The sequence below is a fragment of the Bradyrhizobium sp. IC3123 genome, assembly GCF_020193625.1.
GTDB classification, from domain to species: domain Bacteria; phylum Pseudomonadota; class Alphaproteobacteria; order Rhizobiales; family Xanthobacteraceae; genus Bradyrhizobium; species Bradyrhizobium yuanmingense.
In genome coordinates this window covers 451371-470392 of record NZ_JADYVF010000001.1, presented here as the reverse complement: position 1 = coordinate 470392, position 19022 = coordinate 451371, and the positions used below count along the sequence as shown (strand labels likewise).

Genomic DNA, 19022 nt, shown 5'->3' with positions numbered 1-19022 from the left:
AAGCGAAGTGGATACCGCTTCGCTTCAGAGAACGCGTCAAGTTGGAATCTGACCGTCAGGCGAGATAGCGCGTCAGATAGCCTTCCATCGCGTAGAGCGCGCAGAGCGCGAGGCTCGACCACACCGCGGCGCTGAAATACAGGAACATCCAGGTCAGCTCGCCCTTCCAGTGCGCGATGTCATGGGTCACCACCCAGCGCGTCGAGACGTCATGCAGTCCTTCGAGGAAGCCGAGGAATGTGTTGCCCTCTTCATGCCCTGCCCGCCAGCGGCTGAGATACATCGGCACATCGACGGTGATGAGGAAGGCGAGGAAGCAGGCGATGCCGACGATGCCTGACATCAGCGCCCAGCGCACCACGCCCTGGAATTCCGGCATCAGGCGGCACAGCGCGATGCCGGCCAGGAAGAAGGTCACAGCCCACAGCGAATTCTCGATCGCGTTGTAGAGGAAGTTGGTCGTCACCACCGCGTACCAGGAGAAGCATTCCGCGATGATGATGATCGGCACGATCACGAGCGCGATGTTCACCGCGGTCTCCGCGCCCGTCATCTTGCCGAGCTGATGCAGGATGATGGCCCATTGCGCGGCGAAGCAGAGCTCGGCCACCGTCGCCACCGTCCGGCCGACGGCGACGCTGGAGAGCCAGGTGTCGAACAGGCAGATGCGCTGCACGTCGGCGCGCGGCAGCACCGAACGGAAGGCGCAGCCGAACACATAGCCGGCGCACAGCAGGAACATCAGCCCGATGTCCGAGCCGCCACCGAGGCTGGCCGAAGGCGTCGGATAGAACTCACGATAGAGCATGAACCAGACGAGGATATTGGCGCTGCTCACAAGCGTGAGGGATCCCCACCACCACGCCAGGGGATTTGACCGCGCCTGCCACTGCAACATGAACCGCTCCGCAAAATTATCGATCTGACACGTCGTCGTAATAATCCTGTCACGGAACGACAGGCAATCACGACAAAAATCTGTGTGCCCGGTCGTTCCAGCGGTGCCCGGAAGGCGCAAGAAGCGCTGAGCCGAGTGTCCACATATCGGACAATTTTCCCATGGATGGCGAATCTATTGGACATTTGAAATCCGTCCGTCTGATATTCGGGGATGGCTCCGACTGACTCACCCAAGCCGCAGCGCCCGCTCTCCTCTGCCGCAGCCGTGCTGGCCGAGAGCGCGGATGACGCCGCTTTCGCCACCACTCTGGCCAAGGGGCTCGTCGTGCTCGAGGCGTTCAAGGCCGGGAGCACGCTGCTGGGCAACATGGAGCTGTCGACGCTGACCGGCATCCCGCGCCCGACGGTGGCGAGGCTGACCCATACCTTGGCCGAGCTCGGCTATCTCCGCTACGACGCCGAGCGGTCGAAGTACCGCGTCGGTGCACGGGCGCTGCGGATGGCGCATCCCCTGCTCGCCGGAATGCAATTCCGCCAAGTTGCGCGGCCCATGATGCAGGAGCTGGCGCACAGCGTCCGCGGCACGGTGTCGATCGGCCTGCTCGATGCGACGTCGATGATCTATGTCGAGACCGCGCGCTCCGGCGATGTCGGCCCGCACGTGCCCGACATCGGCATGCCCATTCCCGTCGTGATGACCGCCATGGGCCGCGCCGCGGCGGCGACCTTGCCGCCGGCCGATGCAGACCGGCTGGAACGCAATCTCGCCGCCGAGGATGCCGGATTGTGGTCGGCGCTCCGCGACAAATACCGCGCCGGCATCGCGCAATGCAAAAGCCGCGGCTTCTGCACCTGCTGGGGCGAGTACATGGCCTCGATCCATGCCGTCGCCGCGCCGCTGTTTCATGCGAGCGAATCGAAGCAGTCGTTCTCGATCAATTGCGGCATCCCCGCCTTCCGGCTCCAGCCAGGTCAGCTCGAGAGCGAGATCGGTCCGCGCATCGCGGCGCTCGCCGACAGCATCCGCGCCATCGTCGGGCAGGCCGAGCTTACGACGCCGCCGCGCAAAACCAAAAGGATCACAAGCGGCGGGACATGACATGGCTGGGCCGCTCGAAGGATTGAAGGTTCTCGACATCGCGACGATCATCGCCGCGCCGTTCGCCGCCACGCTGCTCGCCGACTACGGCGCGGACGTGCTCAAGATCGAGATGCCCGGGAACGGCGACGGGGTGCGGTCGTTTCCGCCGTTCAAGAACGGCAAGCCGCTGTGGTGGAAGGCCGCCAACCGCAACAAGAAGTTTGCCACGCTCGATCTGCGCACGCCGGAAGGGCTTGCGCTGTTCAAGCAGCTGCTTCCACGCTTCGACGTGCTGATCGAGAATTTTCGTCCGGGAACGCTGGATCGCTGGGGGCTTCCCAAGGAGGTGCTGTGGTCGATCCAGCCGCGTCTCGTGATTTTGCGCGCCACCGCCTTCGGGCAGGATGGTCCCTATCGCGAGCGCCCCGGCTTCGCCCGCATCTTCGAGGCCATGGGCGGACTGACTTACATCACCGGCGAGAGCGGCGGCGAACCGACCCATCCCGGATACCCGATCGGGGATTCGATCGGCGGCCTGTTCGGCGCCGTCGGCGTGCTGGCAGCGCTGTGGAAGCGGGCGCGCGACCCGGATGCGCCGGGCGAGGAGATCGATCTCGCGCTGACCGAAGCCACCTTCCGCCTGCTCGACGTCCTCGCCATCGAGCACGACCAGCTCGGCACCGTTCGCAGCCGCATCGGCAACGCCAATGGTTATTCAGCACCGGCCGCGGTGTTTCGCACCCGCGACGGTCACTGGGTCACGCTCGCAGGTTCGACCAACGCGCTCTTTGCAGCGAACTGCCGGGCGATCGGCCGCCCCGATCTGATCGCGGATCCGCGCTTTGCCGGCAATGAGCAGCGCGTCAAGCACGCCGTCGAACTCAACGACATCTTCGCGGCCTGGTGCGCCGCGCATCCCCTCGACGAGGTCCTCGCGAGATTCAACGCCGCGCAGGGAACGCTCGCCCCGATCTATTCGATAGATCAGATCGCCGACGACCCGCAGGTGAAGGCGCGCGAGGTGATCACGCGCGTTGCCGACCGGGATTTCGGCACGGTCGCCATGACCAATGTCGTGCCGCGTTTCACCGTCGATCCCGCGCGCCTGCGCCATGCCGCGGGCGACGTCGGCCAGGACAATGACGAGGTCTACCGGGATTGGCTCGGGCTCTCGGACGCCAGGATCGAGCAGCTCACCCAACGAAAGGTGATCTGAGGTCGTAAGAGCGGCAGATAAAAGAGAAACAAATACAGGGAGGAAGACAACAGTGGCATCGTTCAAGGTGACGCGGCGAGCTCTGCTGGGCACGATCGCGGGCGGGCTCGCGGCCGGCTCAGGCATGAGGGCACATGCCGAGGACGCCTGGCCCTCGCGCATGGTCCGTCTGATCTCGCCTTACGGGCCCGGCGGGTCCAACGACATCTCGCTGCGTCTGCTCGCCGAAGAGTTCGGCCGCAGCCTGCGTCAGCAGTTTATTGTCGAGAACAAGCCGGGCGCCGGCACGCGCATCGCCAACGACATGGTCGCCCATGCGCCGGGCGACGGCTACACCATCCTCTATGTCGCGGCGCCCTACGCCACCGCCGAGGCGCTGTTCGGCAAGCTGACCTATGAGCGCAAGGATCTGGCGCCGGTGGCGATGGTGGTGATCGCGCCGCTGTTCCTCATCATCAGCGCCGACGCGCCGTTCAAGACGCTTCCCGACCTGATCGCCTACGGCAAATCCAAGCCCGACGGCCTCACCTTCGCCTCCCCAGGCGCCGGCTCGCAGCCGCATCTTGCCGGAGAGCTCCTGTTCCGCGACGCCGGCGTCAAGGGTTTGAACATCCCGTTCCGGGGCGATGCGGCCTCCTACACCGAGCTGCTCGCCGGACGCGTCGACGCCACACTGACCGCGCTGCCGACGGCCTTGCCCTACATCCAGAGCGGCAAGTTCACCGTGCTCGGCGTCGCCTCGGCCGAGCGCAGCGCGCTGTATCCGCAGGCACCGACGCTGCGCGAGCAGGGCTTTCCCAATGTGGCTGCGGCCGGCTGGTACGGCTTCATGGTGCCGTCCACGACGCCGCGCGCCATCGTGGACAAATTCCAGGCCGAGGTTCTGCGGGCGCTCGCCGAGCCTGCGATCAAGGACAAGCTGACCGCGCAGGGCCTCGAAGTGCGCCCAGGCACCGCCGCCGAGTTCAGCAAGTTCATCGACGCCGAAACGCAGAAATGGACCAAGCTGATCCGCGACGCCGGCCTCAAGGGCGAATGAGGATTGCTGGAGGAAACCGACATGAAAAACGTCGTCACCAAATTCATCGCCACCTCCGCCCTTCTCCTCTCGGTCGCGGCAGCGCAGGCACAAAAGAAATACGATCCCGGCGCGTCCGACACCGCGATCAAGGTGGGCCAGACCGTGCCGCTCAGCGGCCCGGCCTCGGCCTACGCGGTGATCGGCAAGACCCAGGCCGCCTATCTGAGGATGATCAACGACCAGGGCGGCGTGAACGGCCGCAAGGTCGAGCTGATCCAGCATGACGATGCCTATTCGCCGCCGAAGACGGTGGAGCAGGTCCGCAAGCTCGTCGAAAGCGACGAAGTGCTTTTGACCTTCCAGATCATCGGCACCGCCCCGAACGTCGCCGTGCAGAAATATCTCAACGCCAAGAAGATCCCGCAGCTCTTCGCCGCCACCGGCGCCGCACGCTTCACCGATCCAAAGAACTTCCCCTGGACCATGGGTTTCAACCCCTCTTACCTCGTCGAGGGCCGGATCTATGCGCAATACCTCCTGAAGAACCATCCGAACGCCAAAATCGGCGTGCTCTACCAGAACGACGATCTCGGCAAGGATTATCTCGCCGGCCTCAAGGCGGGCCTCGGCGACAAGGCGAACATGGTCGTCGCCGAGACCTCCTACGAGATCAACGAGCCGACGATCGACTCGCAGATCCTGCGGTTAAAGGATGCGGGCGCCGACGTGCTGTTCAGCGCGACCACGCCGAAGCAGGCCGCGCAGGCCATCAAGAAGATGGCCGAGATCGGCTGGAAGGCGCTGCACATCATCGACATCAACGCCTCCTCGCTCAGCGCCGTGCTCAAGCCCGCCGGGCTCGACAATTCCAAGGGCATCATCAGCGTCGGATACGTCAAGGATGCCGCGGATCCCGAATGGAAGGACGACCCGGGCATGAAGCGCTACCTCGCCTTCATGGCCAAGTACTATCCCGAGGGCGACAAGGATTCGAACCTGAACGTCTACGGCTACATCACCGCGCAGCTCCTGGTGCAAGTGCTGAAGCAATGCGGCGACGATCTGACCCGCGAGAACGTGATGCGACAGGCGGCCAACCTCAAGAACGTCGAGCTCGACCTGACGCTCCCGGGGATCTCGGTCACGACCACGCCGACGGACTATCGCGTCAACAAGCAGTTCCAGATGGTGCAGTTCGACGGCCAGCGCTGGCAGAAGCTCGGCGACATCGTCACGGACGAAGCCAGGGAGTGAACCCGCTTCGCCGGCGCTCAACGCCTTTCGGCGTAACGGCCGCCGCCACGGATGAGATCGTCGCGTTCCGCGGCATGGCGCTGGTATTCGGAGATCGCGCGGTTGGCCATGCGGATCCGATTCGTGTGTCCCTCCTCGACCATCACGGTGATGCGCTGCGCCAGGAACACGCAGGCGTCGAATTCGTCGCTGATGGCGCCCGTTCGCGTAAGAAAGTCCCAGGCGATCTCGTAGGCCTGCTCCGCCGCCGGATTGCGGTAATCGCTGAAGATGATGTGCGTCATCACTGCCAAAGCCTGATCGCAGCGATCGTTCCTAGGCTCACGCGCAGATGGCAGGGAACCCGGCGGCGCGAAAAAACCACCGGCCGCGGGGCGCGCCGGTGGTTCGCTGTCAGCGAGGAACGCGAAGAACTACGCGGCCTGGCGCTGATGCGTGAGGTACTCCATGGTGACCTTCTCGACATTGGAATCGATCCAGGCCGCCATGCGCTGCTCCTCCGTCAATGACGTCTCGAGCGGCTCCTTCGCCTCCGGCATGCCGGCCGCGCCGCACAGCGCGAGCAGCGACTTGTAGGCGGCGATCTCGAAATTCTCGAAGGCGTTGTTCGCGAAAGTGTTCTTCAGAATCTCGTCGCCGGCAACCGAATGCGCCATGGCCATCATGTTGGCCATCACCGACTGCGCCGTATCCTTCAGGCTCGACGTGCTCTCGCCACAGGCTTCCAGGCACTTTTCGAGGCGACGCAGCTGCTCATTGGTCTCCTGAAGGTGCGCCGTGATCTTCGCCTTGACCTCGGGATATTCGTCCAGCCGCTCCGACTGGCGCTCCATCAACTCTCGCGCCTGCACTTCCATCGCATGCGCATTGCGTAGTCCCACCACGAACGTATCGCGGGCTGCATTGGCCATTTTCCTGTTCTCCATTTGACTGGCGTCGTTCGCGCAACCGGGAAGCACGGGCGATTGTTCCTAACACGGCCGCTGATTGCCGCAGGAGAGACCATGTCTTCGTTGCCTGTTCCGGCCGAAGGACCCAGCGCTAACCTGCGATAGCCAAACGCAAACGTGGTCTTCGACCGCGGGAACGCCGGCTGCGCCCCGCCGTTCACAGCAGCGCGTGGTCACAGCGCGACGTTGCGCCCTCACCCCAGCGACAATGATGATCTAATGACCGACAGTCCTTCACCCGCCAGCAATTTCCCGGTGCCGCGTCCGGGCCAGGGGCAGCCGGACAACGCCTCAGATCCCTATTTCATGCAGATCCGCGATGACCTCGCGGACAAGGGCTTCTTCACCGCCACCGCCGAGGATTTGATCACCTGGGCGCGGACGGGATCGCTGATGTGGATGACGTTTGGACTCGCCTGCTGCGCCGTCGAGATGATGCAGATGTCGATGCCGCGCTATGACGCCGAGCGGTTCGGCTTTGCGCCGCGGGCCTCACCGCGTCAATCCGACGTGATCATCGTGGCAGGCACCTTGACCAACAAGATGGCCCCGGCCTTCCGCAAGGTCTACGACCAGATGCCCGAGCCGCGTTACGTGATCTCGATGGGATCCTGCGCCAACGGCGGCGGCTATTACCATTACTCCTATTCCGTCGTGCGCGGCTGCGACCGCGTGGTGCCGGTCGACATCTACGTCCCCGGCTGCCCGCCGACCGCGGAAGCGCTGCTCTACGGCGTGATGCTGCTCCAGAAGAAAATCCGGCGGATGGGCACGATAGAACGATGACACATCAGACTGGGTCGACACGGACCGGCAAGACGCAAATTCCTCTTTCCCCGGCGGCCGAGGCGGAAAACCCCGAATTCGACCTCGAGCGAAACGACAACACACGACAGATCGTGGCCGACGTTGCTTACCGGCAGCTTGCCATCGTCAACGTGATCTTTGTCGGCCGCGAAGGTGCTGGCGACGGCAACTGGGTACTGGTCGACGCCGGCATCCCCGGAGCGGCACCGGCGATTCGCTCCGCCGCCAAGGCTCGGTTCGGCGGCCACGGCCGCCCGGCCTGCATCATCATGACACACGCTCATTTCGATCACGTCGGTGTGCTCGAGACGCTGGCGAACGAGTGGGACGTCCCGGTTTATGCGCATCACGCCGAGCATCCCTATCTCGACGGCACGCAATCCTATCCGCCAGCCGATCCGAGTGTCGGTGGCGGCTTGCTCGCCCTGCTCTCTCCGCTGTTTCCGACAAGACCCGTCAACGTCGCATCCCGCCTTTATGATCTGCCCTCGGACCACAGCGTGCCCTTCATGCAAGACTGGCGGTGGATCCCGACGCCCGGCCACACGCCCGGTCATGTCTCGCTCTGGCGTGAGCGCGACCGCGTCCTGATCGCCGGCGACGCCTTCATCACCACCCGGCAGGAGTCAGTTTACGCGGCAATGACGCAAACGCCAGAGATGCACGGGCCGCCGATGTATTTCACGCCGGATTGGGCCAGCGCAAAAACCTCGGTGCGCGAACTTGCCGCGCTTGCTCCCGAGATCGTCGTGACCGGCCATGGCGCGGCGATGCAAGGACCGGCGATGCGCGTTGCGCTCGATGCTCTGGCCGAGTTGTTCGACGAGGTCGCCGTACCTTCCCATCGACGCGCATAGAAGTGGTGGTGGGGGACCGCGTCAATTTCGGCTTTGCGGTCCGCGAATTTCGAAGCGATCTGAACCGCGATTGCAGATGATTAGGAACGCAACCCCACGGGCTTCATTGCGCCAATACGACAGAACAAAAAGGAGTTGCGCATGTACTATTTCGACAAGCGACTGCAATACCCGGTCAGGGTCGAGAAGCCCGATCCGATCTTCGCCCGCCAGCTGCAGCAGGCGATCGGCGGCGTGGAGGGCGAGATCCGCGTCTGCCTGCAATATTTCTTCCAGGCCTGGGGCGCGCGCGGTCCGGCCAAATATCGCGACGTGTTGCTCAACACCGCAACCGAGGAGATCAGCCACATCGAGATGCTTTCGACCGCGGTCGCCCTGAACCTGGAAAATGCACCGGCGACGATGCAGGAGAGCAGCATGCAGGGCAATCCGATCGTCGGCGCGGTGATGTCCGGCGGCGAGCGGCCGCGACACGTGATCGAGGGCATGCTGCATCGGCATATCCTGTCGACGGGCATGGCGGCCTTCCCGGCCAACGCCGACGGCGTCCCGTTCGATTGTTCGCACATCTACGCCAGCGGCAATCTCGCCGCCGATATGTATTGCAACGTGGCCGCCGAAGCCACCGGCCGAACGCTGGCGGTGCGCCTCTTCAACTCCACGAGCGATCCGGGCATGCAGGACATGCTCAGCTACCTGATCGCGCGCGACACCATGCATCAGCAGCAATGGCTCGCCGTGATCGAGGAGATGGGTGGAGATGCCGCGCTGCCGATTCCGAACAGCTTCGACCGGAGCAAGGAAGCGACCGAGTTCAGCTACATGTTCATGGGGACCGAGCGCAATGGTGCGCCGCTCCAGCCGGGCCGCTACAATGAAGGCCCCTCGCTCGACGGCCGCGGCGAATTCAGCTTCCGCCCCGCCTTCGAGCCGCTCGGCGACGAGCCCGTGCTTGGACCCGCACGTCCCGACAGCGCCGCGCAAGTGGAGCAGATGCAGGAGCCGCCGGTCACCAACGCGCTGACCTGACCTGTACAAGGCAAGCCGCCATTTCGACGGCGGCTTGATCAAAATGTGTTCGCGCACGCCGCCATTTCCGGCTCGCCATCTCAGGGCCCGGGAATGGCGGGACTGCCTTCACCGCTTCATGCCCGCCACATAGGCCGCGAGCTTGTCGAGCGTCTGGTAGCCGTATTCGACGGCGCCGAAACCGATCATGCCATCGCGCTGCTCGGTGCTCGAGGCCAGCTGCCGCATCATCAGCACGGTCTTGCCGTTACTCTGCTCGGCAAAGGTGACGGTGAAGCGGAACATGCGGGGATCGTCATCCTGGTCTGTACCGTGATCCATCTCCATCAGCGAAGGCCGCTCGATGCGGCGGAAGCGCATCCGGTTCGGATAGACCGTACCGTCGGGCCCGATCATGTTGAAGCGCCAGACGCCGCCGACGCGCACGTCGATCTCGAAGGTCTCGACCTTGAATCCCTTCGGGCCGAACCATTGCGGCAGATGCTTCGGGTCGGACCATGCCTCGAACACCAGATCGCGCGGCGCGTCGATCACGCGCGACATCACGATCTCGCGGTCGAGCGACCATTGCGACAGAGCGGGGTTGGCAGAACCAGTCATTGTCAGGAACCTTTCCGTTTGGTTGTTCGGGACGGCCGCTTGACGGCCGCCCTTTCTTTCTTGAGCTTCATCACATAGGCCTCGAAGCGGTCGAGCCGCGCTTCCCAGACCGCGCGCTGCTGCTGGAACCAATCCTCGGCGCCGACCAGCGCATCCGCGCTGAGACGGCAGGTGCGCACGCGTCCCGATTTCTCGGACTGAACGAGCCCGCTCGTCTCCAGCACATGGATGTGCTTCATGAAGCTCGGCAGCGCCATGTCGAAGGGACCGGCGAGCTCGCCGACCGACGCCTCGCCCGCGCACAGCCGCATCACGATCGCCCGCCGCGTCGGATCGGCGAGCGCGGCGAAGATCTGGTCGAGGTTGGATAATTGGTTAGCCATGAAGCTAACTATACACGCAGGATCGCGGACGTCAACAATTGTTAGCCGAACGGCTCAGTTTCGCAGCCCGGATGACGGGAACCCACAACGCGCAATCGTGAATTGGGACCTCGCGCCCTCCTCGCTAGAACCATCCGGGGCGCATCAGCATGATCGATCAGAGCACGTGGCGCCCGTTGTCATCTCATCCCCGATCACCCGGCGAGTCTTCGCCCAGGCCGCGTCCATTGCGATGGCGATGGCGCTTTGCCAGCGCCGCGCCTCGGCCGATTCCGACATGATTGCGCAAATGCGCGACATCGTCGCCGGCGCGCTGGCGCCGACCGCGACGGCGGACCATGCGGGCGGCCTCGCCGCAGCGCTCTATGCCGGCCGCCATATCGAGTTCTTCAGCTATGGGTTCGCCGACGATGCGACCGGACGGAAGGTGACGCCCGACACGCTGTTCAACCTCGCCTCGTTGCGAAAGCCGTTCGAGGCCACGCTCGTGGCGCTCGGCGTGCTGCGCGGCGAGCTGCGGCTCGACGATCGTCTGCCGAAATACCTGCCCGAGCTGAGCGGCAACTACATCCGCAACGTCACTGTGGGCCAGTTGGCGACGCACACGTCGGGCCTGCTGCTGCCGACCGACCATCCGCCCTGGCCGAACGAAGAGTTTACGCGCGAGCAGTTCATCGCCCTGCTGAACGCCTTCACGCCGGCACCCGGCATCGCACCCGGCCGGCAACGCGTCTACACCCATGCCGGCTATGTGCTGCTTCAGCTCGTGCTCGAGCGTTGCTACGGCAAGCCGATCCATGCGCTGATCCAGCGCCGCATTCTCCGCCCCCTCGCCATGGGCTCCACCTTCCTCCCCGAGCGCGGTCCGGACCATCGCGCCGTCATGGACGCGGCGGCGATGCAGCGCGTGGTCCAGGGCTATTCCGACCAGGGCATGGCGATCGGGCCGATCGGCAACCAGCAGAGCTACTTCGATTTTCCCGGCACGGGCCAGATGTTCGCCTCCGCCCGCGACCTTGCCGCCTTCGCGGCCGCCTGCGTCGACGGCCGCGCGATCGACCCGCATTTGCGCGAGGCGTTGCGGCTGACGCAGCGCGAGGCCTTCCGCGTCGACGAAAGATTCGGACAGGGCCTGGCCTGGGAGACCGTGCGCCTTCCAGGCGTCACCATCGTCGACAAGCCGGGCGGCCTCAACAACGCCTCCGGCTATATCGGCCTGGTGCCGGCGCGGCGGATCGGCATCGTCCTGCTGGCCAATCGCGGCGAGTATCCGCACGAGATCGCCCGCTACAAGATCCTGCCGGAGCTGGCGCGGCTCATCGCCTCACATTGAGGCCGCCGCTCAGACCGAGCGCATCAGCCCGCCGTCGACGCGGATGTTCTGGCCGGTGATGTAGGCGGCGCCGTCGGAGGCCAGGAACGAGATTGTCGCCGCGACCTCTTCGACCTTGCCGTAGCGCTTCATCGGCACGCTGTCGCGCCGCGCGTCCTGTTGCGGCAGGCTGTCGATCCAGCCCGGCAGCACGTTGTTCATGCGGACATTGTCGGCCGCGTAAGCGTCGGTGAAGATCTTGGTGAAGGCGGCGAGCCCTGCGCGGAACACCGCCGAGGTCGGGAACATCGCGCTGGGCTCGAACGCCCAGGCGGTCGAGATGTTGATGATGGCGCCGCCCTTCTGCGCCTGCATCAGCGGCGTCACCAGCCGGGTCGGACGGATCACGTTCAAGAGATAAGTGTCGAGGCCGGTGTGCCACTGCTCGTCGGTGATCTCGGTGATGGGGGCACGCGGCCCGTGCCCGGCGCTGTTGACGAGAACGTCGATCCGTCCCCACTTCGCCATCGCAGCCTCGACGAAGCGCTTCAGGTCGTCGTTCGACTGGTTCGAGCCGGTAACGCCGAGCCCGCCGAGCTCGGCCGCCAGCGCCTCGCCCTTGCCCGAGGACGACAGGATCGCGACGCCAAACCCGTCCGCCGCCAGCCGCCGCGCAGCCCCCGCCCCCATGCCGCTGCCGCCGGCGGTGACGAGCGCAACCTTCTCTACTGCCATGATCCGATGATCCCTTTAGTTGAGGCGAGCCGCAGGCTCGGCCTATCATGAGGCCTTCTACAGCCAGACCCGTCGGCAGGTCCATGGCCGAAGACATCCATCATGAGGCGCTTGAAATGAGTGATCTGCAGATCCGCAATTTGCGCCCCGACGAAATCGCCCTCGCCGTCGACTGGGCCGCTGCAGAGGGCTGGAATCCGGGGCTGGCGGATGCGGCCTGCTTCGCGATCCCCGATGCCCGAGGCTTCTTCGTCGGCGAGATCGACGGCGAGCCGGTCGCGACCGTCTCCTGCGTCAATTACGACGACCGCTTCGCCTTCCTTGGCTTCTACATCGTGCGCGAGCGCTTTCGCGGCGCGGGCCATGGCCTGCGCATCTGGAATGCCGCGATTGCGCATGCAGGCGCGCGCGTGATCGGCCTCGACGGCGTGGTGGCGCAGCAGGAGAATTACAAGAAGTCGGGTTTCCAGCTCGCTTACGCCAATATCCGCTATGGCGGCACCGTTGCGGGATCCGTCAAGCCGTCTGCCGATGTCGTTGCGCTCGACAAGGTCCCGTTTGCGCTGGTGGACGCCGATGACGCCAGCGTATTCCCCGCCGCGCGTAGCGCCTTCCTGCGCGCCTGGATCAACACGCGAGGTCATGTCGGCCGCGCGTTGCTGCGCGAGGGCAGGCTCGCTGCATGGGGTGTGATCCGGACCTGCCGGACGGGCTACAAGATCGGCCCGCTCGTCGCCGACGATCGCGCCGCCGCGGATCAAGTCGTGCAGTCGCTGCTCGGAAGCGCGGGCGCCGGCGAGGTCTTCCTCGACGTCCCCGCCGTCAATCCCGTCGCGATCGCGCTCGCCGAGGCGCTCGGCCTCGAGCCGGTGTTCGAGACGGCGCGGATGTATACGGGGCCGATCGCGCCGCTGCGCATCGACCGCGTCTTCGGCGTCACCAGCTTCGAACTCGGCTAGCTCAATAGCAGCGCATGATGTTGACGGTGTGCTCGCTGCCGCCGCGGCCGGGCACCGTCACCTGCTCCGTCGGGCAGCTCGGCACGTAGGGCCGATTGGACGGCACGACGTTCGGCGGATAGCGATGCGTCCAGTCCCAGGGCACATCATAGGTGTAGGTGTAGCGCACATCGGCGGAGAGCGATTGGTTCACATCGGCGAAGGGCTGGCTGTAGCCGGCGCCGTCGTAGAAGTAGCTGCCGCCGCCCGGCCAATAGACCCAGGGAGCGCTGCGGCGATGGAACCTGGCGCCCGGCCCGATCGGCGGACGTGCCGCAGCCGGCGGGGCAGCAACTGCGGCGACGCCGGACGCTGTGGCGCCAGCAGCTCTGGCAGGACTGTCACTGGAGCTAAGCAGCAGCGCAGCTGCGCTGAGCGAGGCGAACAACGCCCCATATGATCTGGCAATCATGATACGCACCACACTCGTTTGGCTTCGCGATAGCGGCCCCCCGAAAGGAGGCTAGGCCGGGCTGTCGCCCACCCGCAAACGTATAATTAATTATTGGTTAAGGCACGCGAATAGCCGGGAACAAGGTGCGGCAGAACGCCCGGAATTCCTCTCTTATTTCAATGGCTTCACGCGTCAGTGGCCCTGCAGCTTGCGCAGCCAGTCGAGCATGTCCTGCGGGCTTGCGCTGCCCTGTGTCACGATCGCGGTGTTGCCGCCGCTGCGGCGGGTGACCGTCGTGCGCCCGGGCTCCTTCTCGATCGTGACCTCGGTCTCCGCCGGATCACCGCTCTGCGTGATCACCGACGTGCCGTTCTCGTCCTGGACCATTGTGGTGTGACCGTCGCCCGGGGCGCTCGGTGGGCGAATGCGCGACATCCGTCTGCAGTTTCTCTCCGAAGCGCTCGTCCTCTGCCTGCTCGGCGTCGCCGGCGGCATCACGCTCTCGATGACGGTCGCCCGCATGGCCGGTTGGGTCACCTCGATCGACGGCCAGGCGATCGGCCTGTCTCTCGTCTTCTCGATCGCGACCGGCCTCGTCTTTGGTTTCTATCCAGCCCACAAGGCGTCCAAGCTGAGCCCGATCGAGGCGCTCAAGACGGAGTGAGAGCATGCCGGGATGTTCGCAAAGGCCAGGGAGGCATCAGCCATGAGCTCGGATCCGAAGGACTTGATCGCACCGACGCCGCGCGAACGGGAGCTGATGACGCTGATCGCGCGGGGAATGCAGAACAAGAACATCGCCTACGAGCTCAACATCTCGGAGAACACGGTGCGGGCGCATATCGGCAACATCATGCGCAAGTACCGGCTTCAGAACAGAACGCAGATCGCGATCGCCTTTGCCCTGCACGCGGCGCCATCGTCGCTCCGCCGCGATCTCGCCAAGACCGAGCTCTATCCGGCCGCGACGAAGCCGGCGCAGGCGCTTGCACCGAATCCACCGGCGGCGCAGACCGCGCCGGATTGAATGGTTGCAGCTACCATCCCTTGCGTTGCCCGACGGGCAAAACATCCAATCTATGGGTCAACGCACGCGGCCCAAAATATTCCACTTTACCGAAATTCGGAAATCGCCTATGTGTCGCGCAACCCGGCCCAAGGAAGAGGGGCGTATCGCGATCGTCACGAACGCGGGCCGGGGGGCGGTGGACGCTGATGGCGTTGGCGCGAAAGGGTTTGCAGGGCGGAGAGCCGTGAGCAAAGACCTCGCGCATACGACCGGTGTCATCGGCGTACGGCAAAATCGTGTGGTCCTGACGCCCGGGGTCTGTGCGTCAAGTCTTGCGGTGATGTTGCGGCCCAACCGGGCAAGCGCATCAGCCATCCGCGGGGCGACGGGGGCAATAGTGCATCGCTCCCCGAGGAGAGCACGACATAAGCCGTAAAGCCACTGCGCAGGGAAGGCCGGATGTTTGGCTTCACCTGTATGCCGCTGTGCAAATTCTTCGTTGCCACCTTTCGCACAGTGGACCGTGGGTGCCCGGCCGGCACCCGGTCTTCCCTGCGCCCTCTTTCAATTGAGGGTGGGACGACAAGGCAAAGCTCGGGCGAAATGCGCCGCGAGGATGCGGAAGCGTGCCTGCGAGTCACGCGAATTGGAGAGACGCGGTGTCGCAACTTGCCCCGTCATTGCGAGCGCAGCGAAGCAATCCAGAAATGTATCCGCGGAAAGATTCTGGATTGCTTCGCTGCGCTCGCAATGACGCTGTTGAGACAGCGGTGTCACAATACGGTAGTCTCGTGCCCCGGACGCAAGCGTGACACGAGCTGCGAGCCGCGACCGCGGCCCATTTGCCTTACATCCCGATGTCGAACACGTTCGGCAATTGGCCCGCCAGAGGCAGTGCGGTAGCGCCGAGGAAGGTCGCCACCATCGCCATCAGGCGACGGTTGTTCTGGCGCTTGCCACGCATCTGGCCGGCGATCCACTCCAGCATCTCGCTGTTGACCTTGGAGGCATAGGACGGCGCCCAGCTCTCGATCTCGGTGTCGGCCGACAGCGCGACGCTGCGCGGCGGCACCTTCAGGCCCGAGGCGCTCGCGGCATAATGGGCGACCGCCTTGGCAAGCAGGTCGTCGAACCGGCCGCCATCGGTGCGCTCCGTCGCGGCCTCGTTGATCTCGAACAGAACTTCGGCCTCGGCGCGGCTGACCGGCTGGTCGTTGACGGCGGTGGCGGTGAGGATGCGCACGCACCAGGCGGTGTCATCGGCGTCGAGCGAACGGGAGAAATGCACCCGTCCCTTGGTGGTCGGGCCTTCGCCCGTGATCACGCCGTCCCGCACGACGGAAAGGGCATGAGCTGCGGTATCGCGGCAGGACGGCACGAGGGACGACGGCTCGGTGGGCTTAGGCGCAGCGGCGGACATAGTTCACTTCCAGACTTCTTCTGATCGACCAGCATTTCCATGCCGGCGTAAAGGGGTGCTTAACGATTCGATACGGGGATCGCGACTTTTCTAGATGGTTGCCAATTGGTCGCTATCAGGACCAATCTGGTTCTAGAACGCGCCGGGCGAGCGTGATGAAAGTCATAAAAGGCATTATCGGGGCGAGCGAGACCGTGTGACCCCGGGTGGAGCTGTTTCGCCGCAGCTGCCGCTGTAACAATAAGTTGCTAGAAAATCGGCTCTTCAAAGAAGGAATTCACATTTTACTTGAGCCGGTTCAGTTGGCGTTCACTTAGGCCGGCGAAGCCCTTATAATGGATGTGACGGCCGGAGACGAATTCTCGATTAGATTCAATGAGATGAGGTAAGATCATGACACTTCCGATCGGCGCCACCGCCCCTGACTTCGAAGCCGAAACCACCGAAGGGAAGATCAAATTCCACGACTGGATCGGCAACAGCTGGGCCCTCTTGTTCTCACACCCGAAGGATTTCACGCCGGTTTGCACCACCGAACTCGGCGCCCTCGCCAAGCTGAAGCCGGAATTCGACAAGCGCGGGGTCAAGCTGATGGGCCTATCGGTCGATCCGGTCGACCGTCATGCCAAATGGTCGGAAGACATCATGGAGACCCAAGGCGCCGCGCCGAACTACCCGATGATCGGCGACACCGATTTCAACGTCTCCAAGCTCTACGGCATGCTGCCAGCCTCGACCTCTGGCGATCCCCTCACCCGCACGCCGGCCGACAACCAAACCGTCCGCAACGTCTTCATCATCGGCCCGGACAAGAAGATCAAGCTGGTGCTGGTCTATCCGATGACGACGGGCCGGAACTTCCAGGAGATCCTGCGCGTCATCGACTCGCTCCAGCTCACCGCCAAGCATCGCGTCGCCACCCCGGCCGACTGGTCGCAGGGCGACGACGTCATCATCGCGGGCTCGGTCTCCAACGACGAGGCCAAGACGATCTATCCGCAGGGCTGGAAGGAGCCGAAGCCCTACATCCGCATCGTCCCGCAGCCCAGATGACTTTTGGCGGTCGCGGATAGCGGCCCCAAAAAGTCATCCCGGGGCGATGCGTCAGCATCGAACCCGGGATCTCGAGATCCCGGGGCTGGTCCTTCGGACCATCCCGGGATGATGACCCAGAATCACGCCGCGTGCACGCGGTCGAGGAAGCTCTCGACCTCGGCCTTCAGATGCAGGCTCTCGCCCGACAGCGCCTGGGCGGAAGCAAACATGCGGCTCGACGTTTCGCCCGTCTCGCTGGCGCCCTTGGCGGCGTGACGGACATTGACCGCGACATCGGCCGTGCCTGACACCGCGGCGCGCACGCTGGCCACGATGTTGTGCGTCGCGCTTTTCTGTTGCTCGACCGCCGCCGAGATCGAGCCTGCGATGCCGCTGATGCGCTCGATGGTCTGGCTGATCGCCTTGATGGCTGCGACCGATTCCTCGGTCGCAAGCTGCATGCTCTCGATCTGGTTCGAGATCTCGTCGGTCGCCTTCGCGGTCTGGCCGGCGAGCGTCTTGACCTCCTGAGCCACCACCGCGAAGCCGCGGCCGGCATCGCCCGCGCGTGCAGCCTCGATGGTCGCATTCAGCGCCAGCAGATTGGTCTGCTCGGCGATCGAGGTGATCAGCTTGACGACGTCGCCGATGCGCGAGCCGGCCTCCGAGAGCTGCGCGATGCGCTGGTCCGTCGCTTCGGCCTGCCGCACCGCCTCGGCGGAGATCTCGTTCGATTCCTGCACCCGGCGGGTGATCTCGGAGATGGATTGAGACAGCTCGTCGGAAGCGGACGCCGCCGAACGCACATGCTCGGAGGCGCTTTCGGAAGCTCCCGCCGACTGCGCCGACAGATCTGCCGTGGAGCGCGCGGCGTCGGTGAGTTGTCGCGCGGCGCGCTCGAACTCGCCGGACGATGCCAGCACTTTGTCGAGAATGCCGCCGACGCTGCCGCGGAACCCCTCGACGAAGTTGCGCAGCTCGGCCTTGCGCTGCTCGGCTGCGGCAGCGGTTGCCGCTGCCTGCTCAGTGCGCAGGCGCGCCCGCTCCTGCGAGTTGCTCTTGAACACCGCGACCGTGCGGGCGATTTCGCCGATCTCGTCGGCACGGTCCTCGCATTCGATCGCGATGTCGCTCTGACCGTTGGCAAGCGCGGTGAGCGAATGCGTCACCGAGGTCAGGGGCCGGGTGATGCGCCGGACGACCAGCAGGGTCAGGACCAGCACCAGAAGCGCGGCAAGCCCGGCAGCGGCCGCCATGCTCTCCATCGCCTGGGACAGCATGCCCTCGAACTGCACCATGGGGATGCCGACATAGAGAATGCCGGCGACCTTGCCGGTGCCATCGGCGATCGGGAAATAGGCGGTCATGAACGTCTTGCCGAACAGCGTGGCCGGCCCCTTATAGGCCTCGCCACGGCGCAGCGGGGCCTGCCCCGGATGATCGGCGGCCAGCTGGGTCCCGACGGCGCGGTCGCCGTTTTCCTTTTTCACGTTGGTCGAGCGGCGGATGAACTGTCCGCTCGCCGCGTCGAACACGAACAGGGTCGCGTTGCCGCCGACATAGGACACCGCCCGGTCGACGATGGCGTGATCCCTGAAGTCGGGCATTTTGGGGATCTCGGCGCGGACCACCGCGCCGTCTCGGATCGTGATCTTGGCTTCGGGAACGGTCTCCGCAAAGGCCAGCCCCAGCGTGCGCAGATTGACCTCGATGTCGCGCAGGGCGCGGTCAGTGAAGGCGGATGTCAGTGACCAATAGCCGGCGCCGACCACGAGCGCCGTGTTCATTGCGATCAGCAGCACCGCGCACAGGACCGCTTTGGTGCCGAGCTTGAACCGCGGCAGGAACTTCGCCGTTAGAAGATTGGACATGGATGGAATGACCCCCGTAATTCCTGCATATTGGTGCAATTGACTTACAGCCGCATTAACGACGGGTTCCCACCGCCGCACGCCGTACGGTTTCCAATTGGTAAACGAGGCCTTCCCTGACCCCGCCCGTCATCGTCTGGTTTCGCGACG

The 19022-nt window shown here is 64.6% G+C and carries 22 protein-coding genes; 12 read left to right on the top strand and 10 right to left on the bottom strand.

Annotation, left to right across the window (positions count from 1 at the left end; genetic code table 11):
- Positions 1-55: 55 nt before the first annotated feature.
- On the bottom strand, positions 56-898 hold the full coding sequence (locus I6F20_RS02485) for a hypothetical protein (RefSeq protein ID WP_036013504.1): 843 nt from the start codon (positions 896-898) through the stop codon (positions 56-58).
- Between the two features lie 213 nt (positions 899-1111).
- On the opposite strand from I6F20_RS02485, the gene I6F20_RS02480 reads away from it, so the two are divergent.
- Genes I6F20_RS02480 through I6F20_RS02465 form a run of 4 tightly spaced genes read left to right on the top strand, consistent with a single transcriptional unit; the run spans position 1112 to position 5472 of the window.
- A complete protein-coding gene (locus I6F20_RS02480) occupies positions 1112-1999 on the top strand; it encodes an IclR family transcriptional regulator (protein WP_225124957.1) in 888 nt (295 codons plus the stop codon).
- Position 2000: 1 nt separating this feature from the next.
- Positions 2001-3197, top strand: a complete 1197-nt coding sequence (locus I6F20_RS02475; protein ID WP_225124955.1) for a CaiB/BaiF CoA transferase family protein — start codon at positions 2001-2003, stop codon at positions 3195-3197.
- Between the two features lie 52 nt (positions 3198-3249).
- Positions 3250-4236 carry a Bug family tripartite tricarboxylate transporter substrate binding protein gene (locus tag I6F20_RS02470; protein WP_036013495.1) on the top strand — a complete coding sequence of 329 codons (987 nt, stop codon included), beginning with the start codon at positions 3250-3252 and terminating at the stop codon, positions 4234-4236.
- 21 nt (positions 4237-4257) lie between these two features.
- Positions 4258-5472, top strand: a complete 1215-nt coding sequence (locus tag I6F20_RS02465) for an ABC transporter substrate-binding protein (RefSeq protein ID WP_225124953.1) — start codon at positions 4258-4260, stop codon at positions 5470-5472.
- Between the two features lie 17 nt (positions 5473-5489).
- Here I6F20_RS02465 and I6F20_RS02460 read toward each other — a convergent pair whose 3' ends face one another.
- On the bottom strand, positions 5490-5756 hold the full coding sequence (locus tag I6F20_RS02460) for a hypothetical protein (RefSeq protein ID WP_081493004.1): 267 nt from the start codon (positions 5754-5756) through the stop codon (positions 5490-5492).
- Between the two features lie 129 nt (positions 5757-5885).
- Positions 5886-6383, bottom strand: a complete 498-nt coding sequence (locus I6F20_RS02455; RefSeq protein ID WP_225124952.1) for a ferritin-like domain-containing protein — start codon at positions 6381-6383, stop codon at positions 5886-5888.
- 258 nt (positions 6384-6641) lie between these two features.
- Here I6F20_RS02455 and I6F20_RS02450 point away from each other — a divergent pair, with 258 nt between their 5' ends.
- The 3 genes from I6F20_RS02450 (at position 6642) to I6F20_RS02440 (ending at position 9115) form a co-directional block, all read left to right on the top strand.
- Complete coding sequence (locus tag I6F20_RS02450; RefSeq protein ID WP_225124950.1) at positions 6642-7208, top strand: NuoB/complex I 20 kDa subunit family protein; 567 nt, start codon at positions 6642-6644, stop codon at positions 7206-7208.
- Positions 7205-8086 carry an MBL fold metallo-hydrolase gene (locus I6F20_RS02445; protein ID WP_225124948.1) on the top strand — a complete coding sequence of 294 codons (882 nt, stop codon included), beginning with the start codon at positions 7205-7207 and terminating at the stop codon, positions 8084-8086. The genes I6F20_RS02450 and I6F20_RS02445 overlap by 4 nt, the downstream gene beginning before the upstream one ends.
- A gap of 141 nt (positions 8087-8227) precedes the next feature.
- Positions 8228-9115 (top strand): manganese catalase family protein, encoded by an 888-nt coding sequence (locus tag I6F20_RS02440; protein ID WP_225124946.1) that lies wholly within the window; start codon positions 8228-8230, stop codon positions 9113-9115.
- Between the two features lie 108 nt (positions 9116-9223).
- On the opposite strand, the gene I6F20_RS02435 is transcribed toward I6F20_RS02440, so the two are convergent.
- Entirely contained in the window at positions 9224-9715 is a 492-nt protein-coding gene (locus I6F20_RS02435; protein WP_225124945.1) for an SRPBCC family protein, read from the bottom strand.
- Positions 9716-9717: 2 nt separating this feature from the next.
- Positions 9718-10098 (bottom strand): ArsR/SmtB family transcription factor, encoded by a 381-nt coding sequence (locus I6F20_RS02430; RefSeq protein WP_225124943.1) that lies wholly within the window; start codon positions 10096-10098, stop codon positions 9718-9720.
- Positions 10099-10264: 166 nt separating this feature from the next.
- Between I6F20_RS02430 and I6F20_RS02425 the strand changes: the two genes are divergently transcribed.
- Positions 10265-11431, top strand: a complete 1167-nt coding sequence (locus tag I6F20_RS02425; protein WP_518513043.1) for a serine hydrolase — start codon at positions 10265-10267, stop codon at positions 11429-11431.
- Positions 11432-11440: 9 nt separating this feature from the next.
- Here I6F20_RS02425 and I6F20_RS02420 read toward each other — a convergent pair whose 3' ends face one another.
- Entirely contained in the window at positions 11441-12145 is a 705-nt protein-coding gene (locus tag I6F20_RS02420; protein WP_225124942.1) for an SDR family oxidoreductase, read from the bottom strand.
- 116 nt (positions 12146-12261) lie between these two features.
- Between I6F20_RS02420 and I6F20_RS02415 the strand changes: the two genes are divergently transcribed.
- The gene (locus tag I6F20_RS02415) at positions 12262-13104 is read left to right on the top strand and encodes a GNAT family N-acetyltransferase (RefSeq protein ID WP_225124941.1); all 843 of its coding nucleotides are present in this window, start codon (positions 12262-12264) and stop codon (positions 13102-13104) included.
- Position 13105: 1 nt separating this feature from the next.
- On the opposite strand, the gene I6F20_RS02410 is transcribed toward I6F20_RS02415, so the two are convergent.
- Both I6F20_RS02410 and I6F20_RS02405 read right to left on the bottom strand, forming a co-directional pair.
- Positions 13106-13555, bottom strand: coding sequence for a hypothetical protein (locus tag I6F20_RS02410; protein WP_036013475.1), 450 nt, complete (start codon positions 13553-13555; stop codon positions 13106-13108).
- Positions 13556-13729: 174 nt separating this feature from the next.
- Positions 13730-13972 carry a hypothetical protein gene (locus I6F20_RS02405; RefSeq protein WP_225124940.1) on the bottom strand — a complete coding sequence of 81 codons (243 nt, stop codon included), beginning with the start codon at positions 13970-13972 and terminating at the stop codon, positions 13730-13732.
- On the opposite strand from I6F20_RS02405, the gene I6F20_RS02400 reads away from it, so the two are divergent.
- Positions 13962-14201: an ABC transporter permease gene (locus tag I6F20_RS02400; protein WP_225124939.1), complete on the top strand. Its 240-nt coding sequence runs from the start codon at positions 13962-13964 to the stop codon at positions 14199-14201. The two genes, I6F20_RS02405 and I6F20_RS02400, sit on opposite strands and share 11 nt — an antisense overlap.
- A 42-nt stretch (positions 14202-14243) precedes the next feature.
- Entirely contained in the window at positions 14244-14564 is a 321-nt protein-coding gene (locus tag I6F20_RS02395; RefSeq protein ID WP_225124938.1) for a response regulator transcription factor, read from the top strand.
- Between the two features lie 829 nt (positions 14565-15393).
- Here I6F20_RS02395 and I6F20_RS02390 read toward each other — a convergent pair.
- A complete protein-coding gene (locus I6F20_RS02390; RefSeq protein ID WP_036011195.1) occupies positions 15394-15966 on the bottom strand; it encodes a hypothetical protein in 573 nt (190 codons plus the stop codon).
- A 393-nt stretch (positions 15967-16359) separates the two neighbouring features.
- Between I6F20_RS02390 and I6F20_RS02385 the strand changes: the two genes are divergently transcribed.
- Positions 16360-17019: a peroxiredoxin gene (locus tag I6F20_RS02385; protein WP_036011192.1), complete on the top strand. Its 660-nt coding sequence runs from the start codon at positions 16360-16362 to the stop codon at positions 17017-17019.
- Positions 17020-17141: 122 nt separating this feature from the next.
- Here the strand turns inward: I6F20_RS02385 and I6F20_RS02380 are convergent, their stop codons facing one another.
- Positions 17142-18872, bottom strand: coding sequence for a methyl-accepting chemotaxis protein (locus tag I6F20_RS02380; RefSeq protein ID WP_225124937.1), 1731 nt, complete (start codon positions 18870-18872; stop codon positions 17142-17144).
- Positions 18873-19022: the final 150 nt, after the last annotated feature.

Coding starts and splice junctions, on each gene's coding strand:
- I6F20_RS02485 (WP_036013504.1), bottom strand. CDS start 898: ATGTTGCAGTGGCAGGCGCGGTCAAATCCCCTGGCGTGGTGGTGGGGA.
- I6F20_RS02480 (WP_225124957.1), top strand. CDS start 1,112: ATGGCTCCGACTGACTCACCCAAGCCGCAGCGCCCGCTCTCCTCTGCC.
- I6F20_RS02475 (WP_225124955.1), top strand. CDS start 2,001: ATGGCTGGGCCGCTCGAAGGATTGAAGGTTCTCGACATCGCGACGATC.
- I6F20_RS02465 (WP_225124953.1), top strand. CDS start 4,258: ATGAAAAACGTCGTCACCAAATTCATCGCCACCTCCGCCCTTCTCCTC.
- I6F20_RS02460 (WP_081493004.1), bottom strand. CDS start 5,756: ATGACGCACATCATCTTCAGCGATTACCGCAATCCGGCGGCGGAGCAG.
- I6F20_RS02455 (WP_225124952.1), bottom strand. CDS start 6,383: ATGGCCAATGCAGCCCGCGATACGTTCGTGGTGGGACTACGCAATGCG.
- I6F20_RS02450 (WP_225124950.1), top strand. CDS start 6,642: ATGACCGACAGTCCTTCACCCGCCAGCAATTTCCCGGTGCCGCGTCCG.
- I6F20_RS02445 (WP_225124948.1), top strand. CDS start 7,205: ATGACACATCAGACTGGGTCGACACGGACCGGCAAGACGCAAATTCCT.
- I6F20_RS02440 (WP_225124946.1), top strand. CDS start 8,228: ATGTACTATTTCGACAAGCGACTGCAATACCCGGTCAGGGTCGAGAAG.
- I6F20_RS02435 (WP_225124945.1), bottom strand. CDS start 9,715: ATGACTGGTTCTGCCAACCCCGCTCTGTCGCAATGGTCGCTCGACCGC.
- I6F20_RS02430 (WP_225124943.1), bottom strand. CDS start 10,098: ATGGCTAACCAATTATCCAACCTCGACCAGATCTTCGCCGCGCTCGCC.
- I6F20_RS02420 (WP_225124942.1), bottom strand. CDS start 12,145: ATGGCAGTAGAGAAGGTTGCGCTCGTCACCGCCGGCGGCAGCGGCATG.
- I6F20_RS02415 (WP_225124941.1), top strand. CDS start 12,262: ATGAGTGATCTGCAGATCCGCAATTTGCGCCCCGACGAAATCGCCCTC.
- I6F20_RS02410 (WP_036013475.1), bottom strand. CDS start 13,555: ATGATTGCCAGATCATATGGGGCGTTGTTCGCCTCGCTCAGCGCAGCT.
- I6F20_RS02400 (WP_225124939.1), top strand. CDS start 13,962: ATGCGCGACATCCGTCTGCAGTTTCTCTCCGAAGCGCTCGTCCTCTGC.
- I6F20_RS02405 (WP_225124940.1), bottom strand. CDS start 13,972: ATGTCGCGCATTCGCCCACCGAGCGCCCCGGGCGACGGTCACACCACA.
- I6F20_RS02395 (WP_225124938.1), top strand. CDS start 14,244: ATGAGCTCGGATCCGAAGGACTTGATCGCACCGACGCCGCGCGAACGG.
- I6F20_RS02390 (WP_036011195.1), bottom strand. CDS start 15,966: ATGTCCGCCGCTGCGCCTAAGCCCACCGAGCCGTCGTCCCTCGTGCCG.
- I6F20_RS02385 (WP_036011192.1), top strand. CDS start 16,360: ATGACACTTCCGATCGGCGCCACCGCCCCTGACTTCGAAGCCGAAACC.
- I6F20_RS02380 (WP_225124937.1), bottom strand. CDS start 18,872: ATGTCCAATCTTCTAACGGCGAAGTTCCTGCCGCGGTTCAAGCTCGGC.